Source organism: Psychrobacter celer, assembly GCF_016107555.1.
In the GTDB taxonomy this organism is placed as follows: domain Bacteria; phylum Pseudomonadota; class Gammaproteobacteria; order Pseudomonadales; family Moraxellaceae; genus Psychrobacter; species Psychrobacter celer.
Window position 1 is genome coordinate 1 of sequence record NZ_JABASU010000021.1, and the last position, 16,040, is coordinate 16,040.

11 protein-coding genes are annotated in these 16,040 nt (G+C 48.4%); 5 read left to right on the forward strand and 6 right to left on the reverse strand.

Going from position 1 to position 16,040, the window contains the following annotated elements; genetic code table 11:
• Positions 1-199: 199 nt before the first annotated feature.
• The 3 genes from JFC05_RS09700 to JFC05_RS09710 form a co-directional block, all read right to left on the reverse strand.
• Positions 200-1,381: a thiolase family protein gene (locus JFC05_RS09700; RefSeq protein ID WP_192994417.1), complete on the reverse strand. Its 1,182-nt coding sequence runs from the start codon at positions 1,379-1,381 to the stop codon at positions 200-202.
• Positions 1,382-1,471: 90 nt separating this feature from the next.
• The gene (locus JFC05_RS09705; RefSeq protein WP_198336751.1) at positions 1,472-2,815 is read right to left on the reverse strand and encodes a homoserine dehydrogenase; all 1,344 of its coding nucleotides are present in this window, start codon (positions 2,813-2,815) and stop codon (positions 1,472-1,474) included.
• Between the two features lie 272 nt (positions 2,816-3,087).
• Positions 3,088-3,939, reverse strand: coding sequence for a DsbC family protein (locus JFC05_RS09710; RefSeq protein ID WP_198336752.1), 852 nt, complete (start codon positions 3,937-3,939; stop codon positions 3,088-3,090).
• Positions 3,940-4,601: 662 nt separating this feature from the next.
• Here JFC05_RS09710 and JFC05_RS09715 point away from each other — a divergent pair.
• Positions 4,602-5,528: a DUF808 domain-containing protein gene (locus tag JFC05_RS09715; RefSeq protein WP_198336753.1), complete on the forward strand. Its 927-nt coding sequence runs from the start codon at positions 4,602-4,604 to the stop codon at positions 5,526-5,528.
• A gap of 146 nt (positions 5,529-5,674) precedes the next feature.
• Here the strand turns inward: JFC05_RS09715 and JFC05_RS09720 are convergent, their stop codons facing one another.
• Positions 5,675-9,784, reverse strand: a complete 4,110-nt coding sequence (locus tag JFC05_RS09720; RefSeq protein ID WP_198336754.1) for an Rne/Rng family ribonuclease — start codon at positions 9,782-9,784, stop codon at positions 5,675-5,677.
• Positions 9,785-10,307: 523 nt separating this feature from the next.
• Positions 10,308-10,475 carry a hypothetical protein gene (locus JFC05_RS09725; RefSeq protein ID WP_172953039.1) on the reverse strand — a complete coding sequence of 56 codons (168 nt, stop codon included), beginning with the start codon at positions 10,473-10,475 and terminating at the stop codon, positions 10,308-10,310.
• A gap of 461 nt (positions 10,476-10,936) precedes the next feature.
• Between JFC05_RS09725 and JFC05_RS09730 the strand changes: the two genes are divergently transcribed.
• Together JFC05_RS09730 and JFC05_RS09735 are read left to right on the forward strand one after the other, a co-directional pair.
• The gene (locus tag JFC05_RS09730; RefSeq protein ID WP_198336755.1) at positions 10,937-11,962 is read left to right on the forward strand and encodes an RluA family pseudouridine synthase; all 1,026 of its coding nucleotides are present in this window, start codon (positions 10,937-10,939) and stop codon (positions 11,960-11,962) included.
• Between the two features lie 278 nt (positions 11,963-12,240).
• Complete coding sequence (locus tag JFC05_RS09735; RefSeq protein WP_198336756.1) at positions 12,241-12,981, forward strand: HAD family hydrolase; 741 nt, start codon at positions 12,241-12,243, stop codon at positions 12,979-12,981.
• Positions 12,982-13,303: 322 nt separating this feature from the next.
• On the opposite strand, the gene yihA is transcribed toward JFC05_RS09735, so the two are convergent.
• Positions 13,304-14,068, reverse strand: a complete 765-nt coding sequence (yihA, locus tag JFC05_RS09740) for a ribosome biogenesis GTP-binding protein YihA/YsxC (RefSeq protein ID WP_198336757.1) — start codon at positions 14,066-14,068, stop codon at positions 13,304-13,306.
• Between the two features lie 386 nt (positions 14,069-14,454).
• Here yihA and JFC05_RS09745 point away from each other — a divergent pair, with 386 nt between their 5' ends.
• Entirely contained in the window at positions 14,455-14,787 is a 333-nt protein-coding gene (locus JFC05_RS09745; RefSeq protein ID WP_198336758.1) for a c-type cytochrome, read from the forward strand.
• A 317-nt stretch (positions 14,788-15,104) separates the two neighbouring features.
• Positions 15,105-15,773 carry a c-type cytochrome gene (locus JFC05_RS09750; protein WP_192994403.1) on the forward strand — a complete coding sequence of 223 codons (669 nt, stop codon included), beginning with the start codon at positions 15,105-15,107 and terminating at the stop codon, positions 15,771-15,773.
• Positions 15,774-16,040: the final 267 nt, after the last annotated feature.

A 16,040-nucleotide genomic window follows, 5' to 3' on the forward strand; every position in this document is an offset into this window, starting at 1 on the left:
ATAGACAGTATATAGCGTTAGACCATACGCCAGCATGAAAAATGTCCATTACACCACAGACATAAAAAAAACCGCAGAGCATATCGCCGTGCGGTTTTGATACATTTAAGAGCTTGATATATTAAAGAATAAGCAGCCTGACTGCTATTAAGGCTTATATTAATCTAAATAGGTACCTTATTAATCAGGCAACTGCTGATTAAGCAAGCTCAATGGCTACCGCCACGGCTTCGCCGCCACCGATACATAAGGTCGCCACGCCTTTTTTGCCGCCTGTACGCTTAAGTGAATTGATCAAAGTGACCAATATACGCGCGCCAGAGCATCCAACTGGATGACCAAGAGCACAAGCACCGCCTTCGACGTTGACTTTGGCATGGTCGATATTTAGCTCATCCATCGCCGCCATCGTGACCATAGCAAAGGCTTCATTGATCTCCCAAAGATCGACGTCAGCGATCGACCAGCCAGCATTAGCAAGGACTTTTTCGATGGCGCCAATCGGTGCAATGGTAAACTCGCTTGGATGACGAGAGTTAGATGCGGTGGCGATGATACGTGCTTGATAGTCACGACCTTCTTCTTTGGCTTGTGATTCTTTCATCAACACGACTGCTGCTGCACCGTCTGAGATTGAGCTGGCGTTTGCGGCGGTAATGGTACCGTCTTTGGCAAATGCTGGGCGCAGGGCAGGGATGCGCTCGGCGTTGGCCAGACCTGGCTGCTCATCGGTATCGACCGTTTGCTCGCCTTTGCGGGTTTTAAAAGTAACGGGTTCGATCTCATCTTTAAAGTGATCGTCTTTGATTGCTGTCAGCGCACGATTGAGCGATTCGATGGCAAACTCGTCCATTTGCTCACGTGTATAGCCTTTTTCGTCAGCCATTTCTTGGGCAAACATGCCCATCAGCTTGCCCGTTTCTGCGTCTTCTAAACCATCTAAAAACATATGGTCTTTGACTTCTTTGTGCCCCATACGGTAGCCTGCGCGCGAGCCTGGCATGATATAAGGAGCGTTGGTCATCGACTCCATACCACCTGCGACTGCGACCTTAAAGCTGCCCGCTTTGATGCCATCGTGAGCCTGCATGACTGCTTTTAGGCCTGAGCCGCACAGTTTATTTATAGTGACCGCGCCTGTTGCATCAGACAAGCCGGCGTTGCGCATCGCTTGGCGGGCAGGACCCTGACCTAAGCCTGCTGTCAAAATACAGCCCATAATGACTTCATCAATACTGTCGACATCGACACCTGAGCGCTCGACAGCGGCTTTGATCGCCGCCCCGCCAAGCTCGGTTGCGCTCACATCTTTTAGCGAGCCTTGAAAACCGCCCATAGGAGTACGGGCACCGTTTAAAATCACAATTGCATCATTTGACATCGTTATTATTCCTTTTTACGTATTTAAATGAACGTGTGGCACTTTTTGGCCAAACGCTGACAGGCTAGCAGCTATCCATCTTGCTGTTGTTTACGCTAGCTCATCTAGGCGAATGCGTACTACTTTATCAGTAATTGTGTCTAGTTTTTCGATTTTTTCGATGGCCAGATTCATGCGGCGCTCAACCACAGGCAGCGTCAAGATAATGACAGGCACCTGACCAACCTTGTGCGCCGGTTTCTGCAAAATCGCATCGATATTGATACCTGCATCGCTGAGGATACGCGTGATATCGGCCAGCACTCCTGGGCTATCATAAGCATGGACGCGCAAGTAGTAACCCGTGGTCATCTGCTCGGCGCGTAGGATCGGTGTGTCAGATAATTGCTCAGGGATAAACGCTAGGTGCGGCACATGGTGACCGTTGTTGCTTTTATCGTCGGCATCCTTGCTACCTAACACACGTACCAAGTCCATGACATCCGCCATCACCGCCGACGCGGTCGCGCCTGCACCGGCGCCATCACCGCAGTACAAGGTCTGCCCGAGTGGGTGTGAATTGACCAAGACTGCGTTTTTTACGCCATTGACATTGGCCAAAAGAGCGTCTTGCGGGATGAGGGTCGGATGGACACGCAGCTCGATACCAGTCGCAGCATCGTCGCCTGTGCCATCACGGCGCACCGCAAAACCTAAATGCTTGATACGATAGCCCAGCTCTTCGGCATAGTTGACGTCTTGTAAGGTGATACCTGTGATGCCTTCGCAATATACCTTATCAAACTGTAGCGGGATACCAAAGGCGATAGAGGCCAATAAGGCCAGCTTATGCGCCGCATCGATACCCTCGACATCGAACGTTGGGTCAGCTTCGGCATATCCTAACGCTTGGGCTTCGCTCAGTACATCAGCAAACGGGCGACCCTTATCACGCATTTCTGTCATGATAAAGTTGCCCGTGCCGTTGATGATGCCGGCCAGCCACTCTATTTTATTGGCCGCCAAGGCTTCACGCATCACTTTGATGATTGGAATACCGCCTGCGACTGCTGCCTCGTATGCCACATGGACATGGTGTTCTTCTGCAAAAGCAAAGATCTCATTGCCGTGTTCGGCGAGTAAGGCTTTGTTTGCGGTGACCACATGCTTACCGTTTTTGATGGCATGCATGATGACTTCGCGGGCGAGTGTGGTGCCGCCGATCACCTCGATCACGATGTCGACATTGTCGCTTGCCGCAATTGCCATCAAGTCACTGCTTTGCATGATATTGGGATCAATATCATCACGATGACGGCGCGTACCCACTTCGGTAATGGTAATGTCTTGGCCGCTGCGGCGTTTTAGCTCATCTAAATTGTCATTGATTAGATTGATCACGCCCGTTCCGACGGTGCCTAGACCAAGTATCGCTAGTTTGATGGAATGACTCACAGTATCCTCAAGAGGTTAAATATAAGACGCCCAGCATAACACTGCTATCAGATAAATGCGCTGGTCGTATCGAGCATACGGTGGGCGCAAATGTCGTTTGTGATAGGGTTATCAAGGCGTCATTATCGTTGAATAAAAAAGACTCACATTGATGTTTACACTACGGTTGTGTTGCTGATTTTTTATGACGCTTCATCGTATCATACCGACATGCAGTTGTGACGTCTACCCAAACTGACTGTCGCCAAAGTCAACGATATGACAGCAGCGTGTTAGCTGGCGTCAATCGCTGTTTGTGCCAGCTGCTCAGCCGGCAGATAGCCACCGATTTGCTGTCCAGACTCCGTAAAAATAGCTGGCGTACCGCGCACGCCCAATCTTGCGCCTAGTGCCATATGCGCTGCGACTGGGTTTTCGCAGCTAGGCGCTTGCACATTGGCGCCCATTTTTGCTTGATTCATAGCGGCATGGCGATCTTGGCTACACCAGATTGCCTCCATTTTGGGTACCGATGCTTGGCTACGAGGCCACGCCAAATAACGCACTTCAATACCGCGCGCATTGATATCAGCCATCTCTTCATGCAGCTTGGTGCAATAAGGGCAGTCGGCATCGGTAAACGAGTAAACCACCGCTTTGGTCTCACCCTTGGCTGGGTAAATAATCAGCTCATCTTTATCGACCGCTTGCAATGCTTTTTGGGCGGTATTGGCCACCAATGCGGCGCTGATATCGACCGGCGCGCCGTCACCGACCGCGATGATCTGACCTTGAATGATGTGCTTGCCCGACTTATCCGTAAAAAAAGACGGTAGCCCTTCAGCAGTCGCCCAATAGATACCGTCCATATCTGTCGGTACGGCTGAGAGGATAGTCTCCTCAATCCCCGAGGCTTTGAGGTTTTCTTGCAACGCGCTGACCACCGCTGCATCACTCGCTGCCGATACCGTCTTTGTATTTGCCTGAGTGCTATTGACCACATCGGTGTTGCTGGTAGCATCGGCGGCATTGTTTGAGCAGCCAGCAGCAATGGCGACCAATAACGCCCCCATCATAACGCGTGATAGGTGGGTTTTGCGAAATCCAATGACAGCGTGGGCTTTTTGGGTGATGGAGGATGACATATAAGTTTCCTGTAGGCATTGCGCCTAATCATAAATGCGTCGGCATAAAACAAATAAACGCTATTGCGTGCAGTATGGGGCAACGTGAGAAAAGTGCCGCCATCATGCCAGACTGTGATCGTGGATATAGCGCTTATCAATAAAAGTTAAAAGGTTCAATATAAAGGGGTTTTTCTCTCAAACGAGAAACGTCCCCACTTGATAATGCCGCTTATCTTAACATATTTATGATAAATAATAGCCATCGCTGAGCAGGTACAGCGATGGTCAGGTACGGCGATCTTATACACTTCTATGACGGCGCTAAATAAATACCATCAGCACGTGGCGCATAGTAGTTGTTGTGTCCGTTTTATTTAGGGCTGATGATATCTAAAATGACGTCGTCGCGGTGTTGAAAAACATAACGTTTATACACCTAAATTCAAAAAACACGATACATTTGTACTATGTAATATCAAAGCTTGGCTAGTTACTATCAATGTTTAGCTACCGTGCTAAGCCACAACATCTGGTTATGATGTTTGATTGTAATGTTCGAGCAGATAGTCTACTGCTAATGGCATTGTTTTTGCTAAAAATTTATATAAATTCTTTATATATGTCCCTTTAATAGTATTTATTTCAATCACTAATTTCAATGATTGCGCTAAGGAGCCCACATGGCAGGTGCCAGTTTATTAACCCTACTCGATGATATCAGTGTGATATTGGATGACGTCTCCGTCATGACCAAAGTCGCAGCCAAAAAAACCGCGGGGGTGCTGGGCGATGATTTGGCGCTAAACGCAGAGCAAGTCACGGGGGTCAAGGCCAACCGCGAGCTACCAGTGGTGTGGGCGGTCGCCAAAGGTTCTTTTGTCAATAAGCTAATATTAGTCCCAGCGGCACTTATTATTAGTGCTATTTACCCGCCTTTAGTGACATTTTTATTGATGTGTGGCGGGTTGTTTTTGGTTTATGAGGGTGCAGAAAAAGTCATTCATCGATTTTGGCCGCATGCTTTGCCGCATGATGAAGAGCAAAACGCTCGCCGGCAGGCCAATGCCGATGAAACCGTCGACTTAGTCGCCTTTGAAAAAGACAAAATCAAAGGGGCGATACGGACCGATTTTATTTTATCGGCTGAGATTATCGTCATTGCCCTAGGGGCAACGGCAAGCGCTACCTTGTTAGAACGCAGTTTGGTATTGTCCATTTTGGCAATTGGTATTACCATCGGTATTTATGGTTTGGTCGCTGGTATTGTCAAAATAGATGATGCAGGCCTACATCTGATGGAGCAAGAAAGTACGTTTAAACAAAAATTGGGTAAGGTGATGTTTGCCGCCGCGCCGAAGCTGATGAAGTTTTTATCCATCGCAGGGACATTGGCCATGTTCTTAGTGGGTGGTGGTATCTTGGTGCATGGTATTGGCTTTTTGCATCACGGTGTCGAGGATATCGCCCATTTGACGGGTATCTTTGAGAGCGTGACCACCGCTATCTTAAATGGGGTCATCGGTTTTATTATCGGTGCTATTATCGTTGGGATCTTCACTATCGTTGGCAAAATGCGTGACGACGATACAAAGTCAGCGACGCACTAAGCTTGCATGACGTTAAACAGATAACGCATTACTCAGCAAAGTGAAGAAAAATAAAAGCCCCGATAGTTCACTATCGGGGCTTTTGAGTATCTATGCTTGTACTGTATCTAATAATACAAGCGGTCTAATAGTACAAGCGACGGTGATTAACTGTCTGCTTGCTTATCGGCATCCTCAGCGTCTGTCTTTTCAGCTTGTGTCGGCTTTTTGTGCTCAGTCTTTGGCTTACGACTGCGCGCCTTAGGAACCTTTGGTGTGGTCAAGTTAAACATGCCAGTCTGTGGCAATAACTGCTCGGCCACATTTTCAATCATGTTTTTATAACTGGCGATCGTGGTTTTAGACTTGGCCGATTGGCTGTCTTCCTTTTCTGCGCCTTTGTCTGCGTCTTTAGACGGCGCCTCTGACTCAGATGTATCGCTTTGCTGGGCGACTTCGCTGTCAGACTCAGCCGTCTTTGTGCGAGTATCGGCATTGTCAACATGGTCAGTTGATGGACTAGTAGCAGGCGCCACGTTTTCATCGGCTTTTAGCAGCTGCTCACTTTCAGTGCTGACATCGTCTGCCTGTGCTTGATTGGCTAGGGCAGTCGCATCGACATCATGAGCGTCCACCTCGTCTGCCTGATAATCAGGATGCTGACCACGTGGGTCGTTGCTAGCACGTTTGCCGATCTCTCGCGGCGCGACCGCTGTTTTGCCTTGAGCGACAGCAAACTGACTAACGGCCTGAGTCATCGCTTCAAAGCGCGCCAGATAGTCTGCCGCCAATGGCTGGTAGCCATAGTTGCTAAAGTCAAAGTCTAGAGCCTGAGCGTCAGCAACTGGCAGCTGTGCTTGCGCGGTGTCAGCAGGTTTTGCTTGCTGTGAGTGCGCTTCGATAGCTGCGATAAAGCAGCGGATCACACCGTCATTTTTTAGACGGCTTTCGGCATCGGTGAGTGCTTGACGCACAAAGTCACCAACGCTACCACGCACCGTTGGTACAGGTGTTGCCGATTCTACCGCTGGCTGCTCAGTGGACTGGGACTGTGCCTGCTGACGACGCACGACACGTGGGTCGTTACTGGCCTGTCCAAATTTCTGAGCGGTGACGTAACGGTTGGCAAACAAGGCATCATGCGTGAGCAAAGGTGCTGCGCTAACGTCCGCATCGGCTTTATCCGCAGTAGGGCTGCTTTGGGCACTTATGCTCTGTGTGCCTTTGGCAGTGGCGTGCGTCTGTGTTGCAGCGTTGCCATTTGCATTGCCGGTATCACGGTCACCTGTGTTTGCCGCGGTGTCTTGCGACTTGGTGGCAGCAGCGCTATCAGCCGGCGCTGGGGCTGAAGCTGAGCGCGTAGTAGGGCTCTGCGCAGCTGATGACTCGTCGGCGGTCGGCTGTTTAGCAGTTGCCTGCTCGTTAGCGGTTGCCGCTTTGCTGTGCGCCGCTTTATCACCGCTGGTATCTGCCTGTGCCGTAGTGCCGTTTTTACCAGATTTCTCGACGCTTTGGCTATTTGCTGACTGCTTATCGGCAGGCGTTTTTTGCGCATTACCTTTGGCCGTAGTTGCTTGACCAGCGTCTTTTTTGCTCGCAGTGTCGTTTGCTGTACTGTCATTTGCTGAATGGGGCTTGTCAGCAGATGAGTGTTTGGCAGAGGCCGGCTTGCTATCATCTAAGGATAGGTGCACCACTTCTGGCGATTTTAGCATCGCTGGGGCTTCGTTGACCTGCAGTATGACTTCGTTTGGGTCTTGGTTACGGCGCGTGTTCGCGGCTTGTTTGCTGGTGTGTGCTTCGCCGTTTTTGCCAGAGGACTGCTTGATGCTATCAGAGGTAAGCGTCTCACCGCGTTCTAGCTTGCCGCGTGAACCGCGTTGGCTGTGCGATTTGCGTTTATTGAGCGGCTGCTCGTCTGCTGCCTTACGCTCACCAGTATCGCGGCCGTTGTCTTGGCGGTTGTTGCGACTGCGCTCACTGCTACGTCTATTGTCTTGCTGACGTTTATTTGGCTGCTCGTTTGCGCTTTCGGCAGCATCTGAGCTGCTTTGGGTCTCAGCGCTTACGTTTTGGTTACTCTCGCTATTTTGCTCTTTGCGTTGACGCGGCTTAGCAGAGCGAGACTTACGTGATTTGCGTCTTCTTCTGTCGTCGTTGCTCTCTTCGTTTTTATTGTCTGAGCTGCGACGCGCTTGCTGGCGGTTGGCGCTGTCTGATTTGCCATCGGTGTGCTGCTCAGGGGCTTGCGAGTTTTGCTCGGTGCTCGCGTTACGGCTTTCGACACTAAGCGCGCTGTTATCGATTTGACCAAAAGCGCCTAAGCTTTGTGCGCCAGTGTTGACCAAGGCTTCGATTGCCTCGGCAGCATCACGGCTGCTCACGGCAGGCGTGGTTGATGCTTGCGGTGCCTGAGCAAACAGGTTGGATAGCCAAGCAACGGCTTGCGGCTGGGCGGTGGTCACACTCGCTGATGGCGTGGCTGCTGGTTGAGGCTTATCCGCTTGCGGCGCGCGTGTCGCGGCCGCGGTGTTGGTGCTGTTGTTTTGACGACGATCGTTTTGATGACGGTCTTTTTGATGGCGTTCGGTTTGTTGTGCGCTGTTGTTTTGTGTTTGCGCAGGAGCGTTTGACGGTGTCTGGGCGCGGCTTTTGTTTTTCTGTGCTGCGCTTTTATCGCTGCTCTGGCGCGGCTGACGCGTTGGCTGCTGCTCAGGGCGTTCGTTGTCCGCCGTTTGCCAGTCGACATCGTAGCCCAAATCGCTGTGCTCTTGCTGCTGGGTGTCGGTGATACGCTCGTAGCTGGATGGGGCAAAACCGTCGCGGTTAAAATGTAGCTTAAAGTTTGGTGACTCAAGATGCGCGTGCGGCAAAATAGTAATACGCGTGCCGCTGTCTTGCTCCAGATAAACTAAGCTGTCACGTTTTTCATTCAACAAAAATGCCGCGATATCGGTCGGTACTTCGGCCTGTACTTCACCTTGACGCTCTTTTAGGGCGATCTGCTCGATTTGACGCATAATCGATAGCGATAATGAGCGCAAATCACGAATCATACCGTTGCCATGACAGCGCGGGCAGATATAGCCGGTTGATTCTTCAAGTGAGGGACGCAAGCGCTGACGGCTCATCTCCATCAAACCAAATTTAGAGATATCACCGAACTGCACGCGGGCGCGGTCGTATTTGGTCGCATCAATCAGACGTTTTTCGACTTCTTTTTGATGCTTGTTGTCATTCATGTCAATAAAATCAATGACAATCAAGCCGCCCATATCGCGCAGACGCAGTTGACGAGCGATCTCATCGGCAGCTTCTAGGTTGGTATGATAAGCGGTTTCGGCGACATCTGAGCCTTTGGTTGACTTGGCGGAGTTGATATCGATAGAGACCAGCGCTTCGGTTTGATCAATGACGATAGAGCCACCTGAGGGCAAGCGCACTTCGCGCTGATAGGCTGTCTCGATTTGCTTTTCGATATTAAAGCGCGAAAACATCGGCTCATAATCGGTGTATTTGCGCAGTTTTTCGGCTTGTTTTGGCATGACAGCATCGATGAAGCTAGCCGCCTCAACGTATGCGTTTTCGTTATCGATCCAAATCTCAGCGATATCGTCACGCAGATAGTCACGCACGGCACGGGTGACGACGCCAGCTTCTTGATGCACTAAGCGCGGTGATGGGTATTTTTTATTCTGTTCTTGGATGGCTTGCCAGATGTTGAGCAAGTGATTGAGATCGTGCTGCAAGTCTTCTTGAGTTTTACCGATACCAGCGGTGCGGATGATGACACTCATGCCTTTTGGCAAGTCAAGATTGCCTAGCATGCGCTTCATGTCTTCACGCAGTTTGCCTGATATTTGGCGTGAGATACCGCCGCCACGAGGGTTGTTGGGCATCAATACCAAATAACGGCCAGCGAGTGATACATAAGTCGATAGGGCGGCGCCTTTGTTACCGCGCTCTTCTTTTTCGACCTGAACGATTAGCTCGTCGCCTTCTTTGATGAGCTTTTTGATGTTTTCATCACGTGGGTTGCCGCTTAGATACTCAGCAGAGATTTCACGAATCGGTAAAAAGCCTTGACGCTGTGAGCCGTATTCGACAAACACCGCTTCAAGCGATGGCTCGACACGGGTCACGTGGCCTTTATAAATATTGGATTTTTTTTGTTCGCGGGTGCGGTTTTCTAGATCAAAATCGTATAGATGGTTGCCTTTACAAAGGGCGACGCGAATCTCTTCGTTTTGAGTGGCGTTGATCAAAATGCGTTTCATATTTTATCCTATGAGTACGCATAACGACGACTAAGCTTGGACTTTAGGAGGTGCCGGCAAGTGCTGCAAATGGCGACATCGGCGGCAGATATGGTGACCGGAGAACATAAGCAATCAGCCTCAAGGGCTGCTTTACTGTGATCTAAAGAGGCCAGCAGTGTCAGACAAGCTATATCAAACAAGCTATGTCAAACCATGCAAACGCAGATTGTTCTAAACATCTATGCATCAGCGTCTTAGGTAAGTTTTTGGTCAGTGGTTTTTAGGGTCATTATGACCGCGCACTGTGTCAGAGTGGGCAAGCCTTAGCGACGACTCTAAAAATACTGCTCCTAAAAAAGGCGCTGTGTTGTTGCTATGCATCCTCAAAGTCTAGCAATAATCGCTGTCATCAATACTATTATAAAAAAATAGCGCGATGCAGCATCTGTTAGATCAGGTAAAACAATGGGTCTTGCTTTATTTTTCGTTCTTTTGCGATTACGTCAATCATATCTTGGGCGTTTTGTTAGCTATGGTCGCATCAGTCATCGGCGGGGCGTACTTGGCAAACAGAGTAAATCACCGGCTTATCGGCACGGTTTATGTCTATGTCTTTATTGTCATCTGTTTGACCACCGATACTAAGGCGGCTATCGATATCTGTCTCGATGCTAAGGTAAAACGTCCCATACTTGCTTGGCTGCCTCACATAAAAGACTTTGATAATGTGTTATCAAAAACAGTCGTGATTATGCGGGTAGTAAATCAGTGTTATGGGGTAAATGGTCAATAAATAGGCGTTTTGCCAGTATTATTCACGCAATGGTATTTTGTGTCACTATCAGTTTTATCATACAAATAGCCATGCGGTAAAAAAACTTGCTTTTATCAAAAAAGAAGCATTCATGCCGCGTTTACAATTTATGGAGCGGTCTGAGAAGCGACGTCTATAAAAACAGCTTTACTCAGTTTATGCACCCTAAAATCAGATGAGACAGCCCATCTTGGCAGAAGCATCGCTAACCGCGCTTGGGCAATCACTCATAAAACCGTGATTGGCAAAATAGCGTTAGGCAATCTTTTGCAATAATGATTATTGCGCAGCTTCTGCTTAATTGGCGCTCAACATGCTAAACTATAGCAAATCTTTGTGTAAATACCTAACGAAAAATGACAAACTCAAAAACGACCGATGACGCGCCGATCCACGAAGCGCCTGCTATTTTCAATAGCAAAACACGCCCGCAAAGCGCTGACGATGAAATCAGCAACTTTGCCAGAGTCAATTATCTAGAGGTAACGCGCCATCAGCATGACCAGCGTTTGGATAATTTTTTGCTCAATCGCCTAAAGGGTCTGCCAAAATCGCATATCTACAAGATGATTCGCTCGGATGAAGTACGTGTCAATAATAAACGCTGTAAAGCGCATGATAGAGTGCAGCGTGAAGACGTCGTGCGTATCGCTCCCATTCAGCTGGCGACGCGCGAAAAGCCCATCATCAGCACCGAGTTTGCCAATAGCTTGCTGGCACGAGTGGTCTATGAAGATGAGGGGATGTTGGTGCTAAACAAGCCTTCGGGCATTGCGGTGCATGGTGGTAGCGGGTTGGATTTTGGTGTCATCGAGGCTATGCGTGAAGTCACTGGCAAAAAATATCTGGAGCTGGTACACCGTATCGACAAAGATACCTCAGGCTTGTTGATGATCTCTAAAAAACGCTCAACGCTAAAAGCCTTGCAGCAGCATCTGGTGGATAAAACCATCCAAAAGCACTATCTGTGTATCGCCAAAGGCCAGCCTGTGATGGGTGAGCAACGTATCGATGCGCCATTGTTACGCTATACGCTTGCTAATGGTGAGCGCCGTGTCAAGGTGGATAGCCAAGATCCGCAAGCCAAAGACAGCCAGACGGACATTATCATTCATGAGCGTTTTATGCTGGCCGGTCAGCCTGTGAGCTTGATTGAAGCCAAGCCGCTCACTGGGCGTACCCATCAGATTCGTGTACACTTAGCGCATATCGGTCACGCTATCTTGGGCGATGATAAATATAACGTGCACGACAAATCAGGCGTCCATCGTCTGTGCTTGCACGCGTGGCGCTTAGATATTCCAGGTTATGAGACGATTACTGCACCGTTGCCAGATGATATGGCCGACTGGCTGCCAGAGCAGAGCACACTGCGTGATTAGTATTGTCTCATTAATGTTGTCCCACTCTCGCGTATGATGACAGTGTGTCTATCTTACTTGTAAATGTTCAACACGCGCTAAGGACGGACGATAAAGTCGAATACGTGCGCTAAACGTCACGCTCGCTTATTTTTAATAAGTCGCCGTGACGTTTTTGTATTGACACTTGCCATTCATCATCGTTATTCATAGTCTTTATTCATAAAAGCCATCAAGTCACACGTCAGCTTATCAAGTATTAAAGGTCGTCAAGTCTTAACAGTTATCAAGGTTTATTTATGAGTTCACAATCTGCTGCCAGTATTGCTATTGCCGAAGCCAGCTCTCACGTATCCAACCCGCATAATCTGGCCGATAAGACGCTGATTATTTTTGATTGGGACGGCACCTTGATGGATTCGGTGGGTTTAATCGTGGAGGCCATGCATGTGGCAGGGGAGGCGCACGGGTTTCAAACGACAGATAAGGCTGTGCAAGATATCATCGGTCTTAGCCTGATGAATGGCATTGATATTTTATATCCGCAGGCCAGCGATTTACAAAAGCAGGGCATTCAGCAAAGCTATGCTGAGTACTATATTGCCAATAGCCACCGCACGCCGCTGTTTGCTCCGATAGAAAGCATGCTACAAACGCTACAGCGTCAAGGCAAACAGCTGGCCGTGGCCACAGGCAAAAAACGAAAAGGTCTAGATCGGGTGCTTGCAGCCTCGAGCAGTCATCAGTATTTTGTGATAACCCGCTGTGCTGATGAAGCAGGCTCAAAACCTGATCCGCAGATGCTCATTGATATATTACAGGCTACTCAGCAGGGTATTGCCGACGCTGTTTTTGTCGGTGATAGCGTCTATGATATCGAGATGGCGACGCAGCTGGGTATGAGTAGTATTGCGGTCAATTATGGTACAGCATCAGCGGCAGAGCTTGCCGCGCAGCAGCCTACCTATCAGGTTGAGACGCCGCAAGCATTAATGGCACTATTATGTGGCGAGAGCGTGTCTTCAAGTCACTCGCTATAGTCAGTTGAAAATAAAACTGGTATATAAATTTAAACGCGCTACTGGTATAAATTTTACTTGCGTGCTGCGTTCCCAGAGGCTGCGCAACCTACATTTAAAAACAGCATCCCAGTAGCGCTATGCGCTTTTTAGAGTGCATCGACTATAGTTATCTAAATGGGCTAAAAGTGGCCAAATTTTGTCAACCATCGTCAAATAGATGGTCTATATCCCGATATTAACGGCGCTATTTTCCTTGTTTGACCGCCATTTATCTTATTTTTATCACTATTTTTGAAATAAAGACATGCCCTAGGACGCCGCTCTATCCGCGTGGCGCAGCTTATTTAGCACCGTCTTTTGCATCATTCTCTTCTACAGATGTCGTCGGCTCGCCATCTTGAGCGTCGGCAGACTCACTGAGGCCGGTTTCAATGATTTTATCGCCATCGAGCTGATACTCATACCATTTGCCCATCACGCCAGCCAGCTCATCTAACCCTTCTTTGCGCAAGGCAGAAAACAGCTGAATGCTACAGTTTAACCCCAGTTTTTTTAGTCTTTTACGGGTATTGAGCAGGGCGTTTTTGGCGGCGCCGTATTTTAGCTTGTCCGCTTTGGTGAGCAAGATGTGTACGGGCAAATCTCCATCTTTGGCCCAATGCAGCATTTGCTCATCAAAAAACTTAAGCGGATGACGGATGTCTGTCATCAACACCAGCCCTGCAAGGCTTGAGCGCGATACCAGATATTCTTCTAGCTCAACCTGCCATTCTTTTTTCATCTCTAAAGGGACAGCGGCATAGCCATAACCTGGTAAGTCGACCAGTCGTCTGTCGCTATCACCGACGCTAAAAAAGTTGATCATTTGCGTACGACCAGGGGTTTTGGACGAGCGTGCCAGTTGGCGCTGGTTGGTCAGCGCATTGATGGCAGAGGATTTGCCCGCGTTTGAACGGCCTGCAAAGGCGACCTCTAAGCCCATATCGGCAGGACAAAGGCGAAAAGTCGGCGCTGACATCATAAAGGCGGTTTGTTGAATTTTCTGACGAGACTTGGTGTTAAATAAGGCTTGGTCGGTGGCGACATCGGTAAACGGGGTGCTCATAAGTGACTCATTAATCTTAAAAAATTGGATACAGTGGTAAGGCGTTGCGTCGTTTAGACCAGTGAGAGGCGACAGTAGGGCATAAGCGTCACATAACGTTTATAGCAGTCGGCATGGCAGACGACTTGATAATTGCTTATTCTATACTATTCGTCCGCTTACTTATTGAAATAACGGCAATTAATATCATATAAATATCACAGGCCCTCGTATATCGCAGGCTATCATGGTAGTAACACCAGTCATCATTAGGTTACCAAAGCCAAACTATATTTATCTGTATTTATATGACATACATTGTTACAATATTTGCTAAGAGATAGTTAGCGACACACGTTTACTCAAAAAATAGACTAAACGAATGTCATATCCAAAGGAGGTGTTCAATGTTTTTAATCACCACACTTTTCGACCGTGCTCAGCGTTTACTCATAAGCGGCGCGGCGGCACTCATCTTAAGCAGCACGATGATAACGGGCGCTGCTGCTGATATCGCAGCGACCTATAATAACTCATGTGCAGCCTGTCACGATAGTGGCGCACTCAATGCCATCAAAAAAGGCGACAGCGCCAAATGGCAGCAGCTCATCAAACAAAAGAGCATGCCGACCTTGATAAACTCAGTAAAAAGTGGCATGACGCAGATGCCAGCGGGTGGACTCTGTGACAGCTGCAGTGATGATGATTACCGTCAGCTGATCGAGTATATGAGCAAATAATCAGTAGAAAATCAATAAGTCATGCCATCTAAAGCGCTGGGTTTTATTGCCCGAAAGCGCTTTTATTTTTTTGCAAGCAGTATGATAAGCTGAATAGAAAAACTGGTGGATGTGACGATTAAGTAGGCAAATGCTACAAAGTCTTGCTATAATAATCGAAAATAAACCCTGATGTTAGTAAGTACTTTCAGATTGCTTGTGGCCAAGACCTTAAATTATATACTTGCCTCGCTGATTATAGGGCGGTCGGTATCAGGTATCTTATCAGTACAATCACTCTAAATAATGCTTACACCGAGTTAGTAGGATTTGTATCAATGAAAAAGTTAATCGCTGCTGCCAGCTTATGCGTTGCAAGTTTCAGCGTACAAGCTGCTATTATTGTTCCTGAGCATGATGTCGATGCAGGCAAGAAAATTGCAGAGACCGTCTGCGCTGCTTGTCACGGTGTTAATGGTGTTAGCGTTGTCCCTGCGCAGCCTAACTTGGGTGGCCAAAACGTAAAATACCTCTATAAGCAGTTGGTCGAGTTTAAAACAGGCTATCGTAAGAATGGTATCATGCAGTCGCAAGTCGCCAACTTATCTCAGCAAGACCTAGCCAACGTGGCAGGTTATTATGCCAGCCAAGCTCCTTGGGGTGTCGGTTTTGGTAATCCTGCGACCAACCAAGAAGCCACCAAACTCTATTTGGGTGGTGATAAGTCGCGCGGCGTGATCGGCTGTGCAGGCTGTCATGGTCCAGATGCCGCTGGTAACGAGTGGGCAGCATTTCCGCGCTTAGGCGGCCAGCATGCCGAGTATATCTCAACTCAGCTAAAACTGTTCCGCGCCGCAGGCCGCGCTGATGATATCGATAGCGATGAGCAAAAACGTATCAACGACGCTGCCAAAGAAGGCGAGATGGGTATGATGCAGACGGTAGCATCGAAGCTATCAGATCGTGATATTCGTATCCTATCAGACTATATCAGTGCCGTTCACTAATTTGTAGCAATCACGGCACAGGCCACAGAGCGCGGTTGTCCGTTGATTTGATAATGAGTGCCTGATAGCCAGTTGTTATTATGTGATAATGAAGCATTATTTAATGATTAAACCCCGATTTCGGGGTTTTTTTATAACTGCTACTCCCTTATATTATCACTATCATGACTTTATAAAGATAAAACCCCTCATAGGGGCTTATCTTTATAAAGTCATGATGTTGTATCGTGATAAATTACTGTTCCTCACTTAAGCGCGTGTCGTCAA

Excerpts from the sequence above, each read along its gene's own strand:
- JFC05_RS09700 (WP_192994417.1), bottom strand. The coding sequence starts at position 1,381 with ATGTCAAATGATGCAATTGTGATTTTAAACGGTGCCCGTACTCCTATG.
- JFC05_RS09710 (WP_198336752.1), bottom strand. The coding sequence starts at position 3,939 with ATGTCATCCTCCATCACCCAAAAAGCCCACGCTGTCATTGGATTTCGC.
- JFC05_RS09715 (WP_198336753.1), top strand. The coding sequence starts at position 4,602 with ATGGCAGGTGCCAGTTTATTAACCCTACTCGATGATATCAGTGTGATA.
- JFC05_RS09720 (WP_198336754.1), bottom strand. The coding sequence starts at position 9,784 with ATGAAACGCATTTTGATCAACGCCACTCAAAACGAAGAGATTCGCGTC.
- JFC05_RS09730 (WP_198336755.1), top strand. The coding sequence starts at position 10,937 with ATGACAAACTCAAAAACGACCGATGACGCGCCGATCCACGAAGCGCCT.
- JFC05_RS09735 (WP_198336756.1), top strand. The coding sequence starts at position 12,241 with ATGAGTTCACAATCTGCTGCCAGTATTGCTATTGCCGAAGCCAGCTCT.
- yihA (WP_198336757.1), bottom strand. The coding sequence starts at position 14,068 with ATGAGCACCCCGTTTACCGATGTCGCCACCGACCAAGCCTTATTTAAC.
- JFC05_RS09745 (WP_198336758.1), top strand. The coding sequence starts at position 14,455 with ATGTTTTTAATCACCACACTTTTCGACCGTGCTCAGCGTTTACTCATA.
- JFC05_RS09750 (WP_192994403.1), top strand. The coding sequence starts at position 15,105 with ATGAAAAAGTTAATCGCTGCTGCCAGCTTATGCGTTGCAAGTTTCAGC.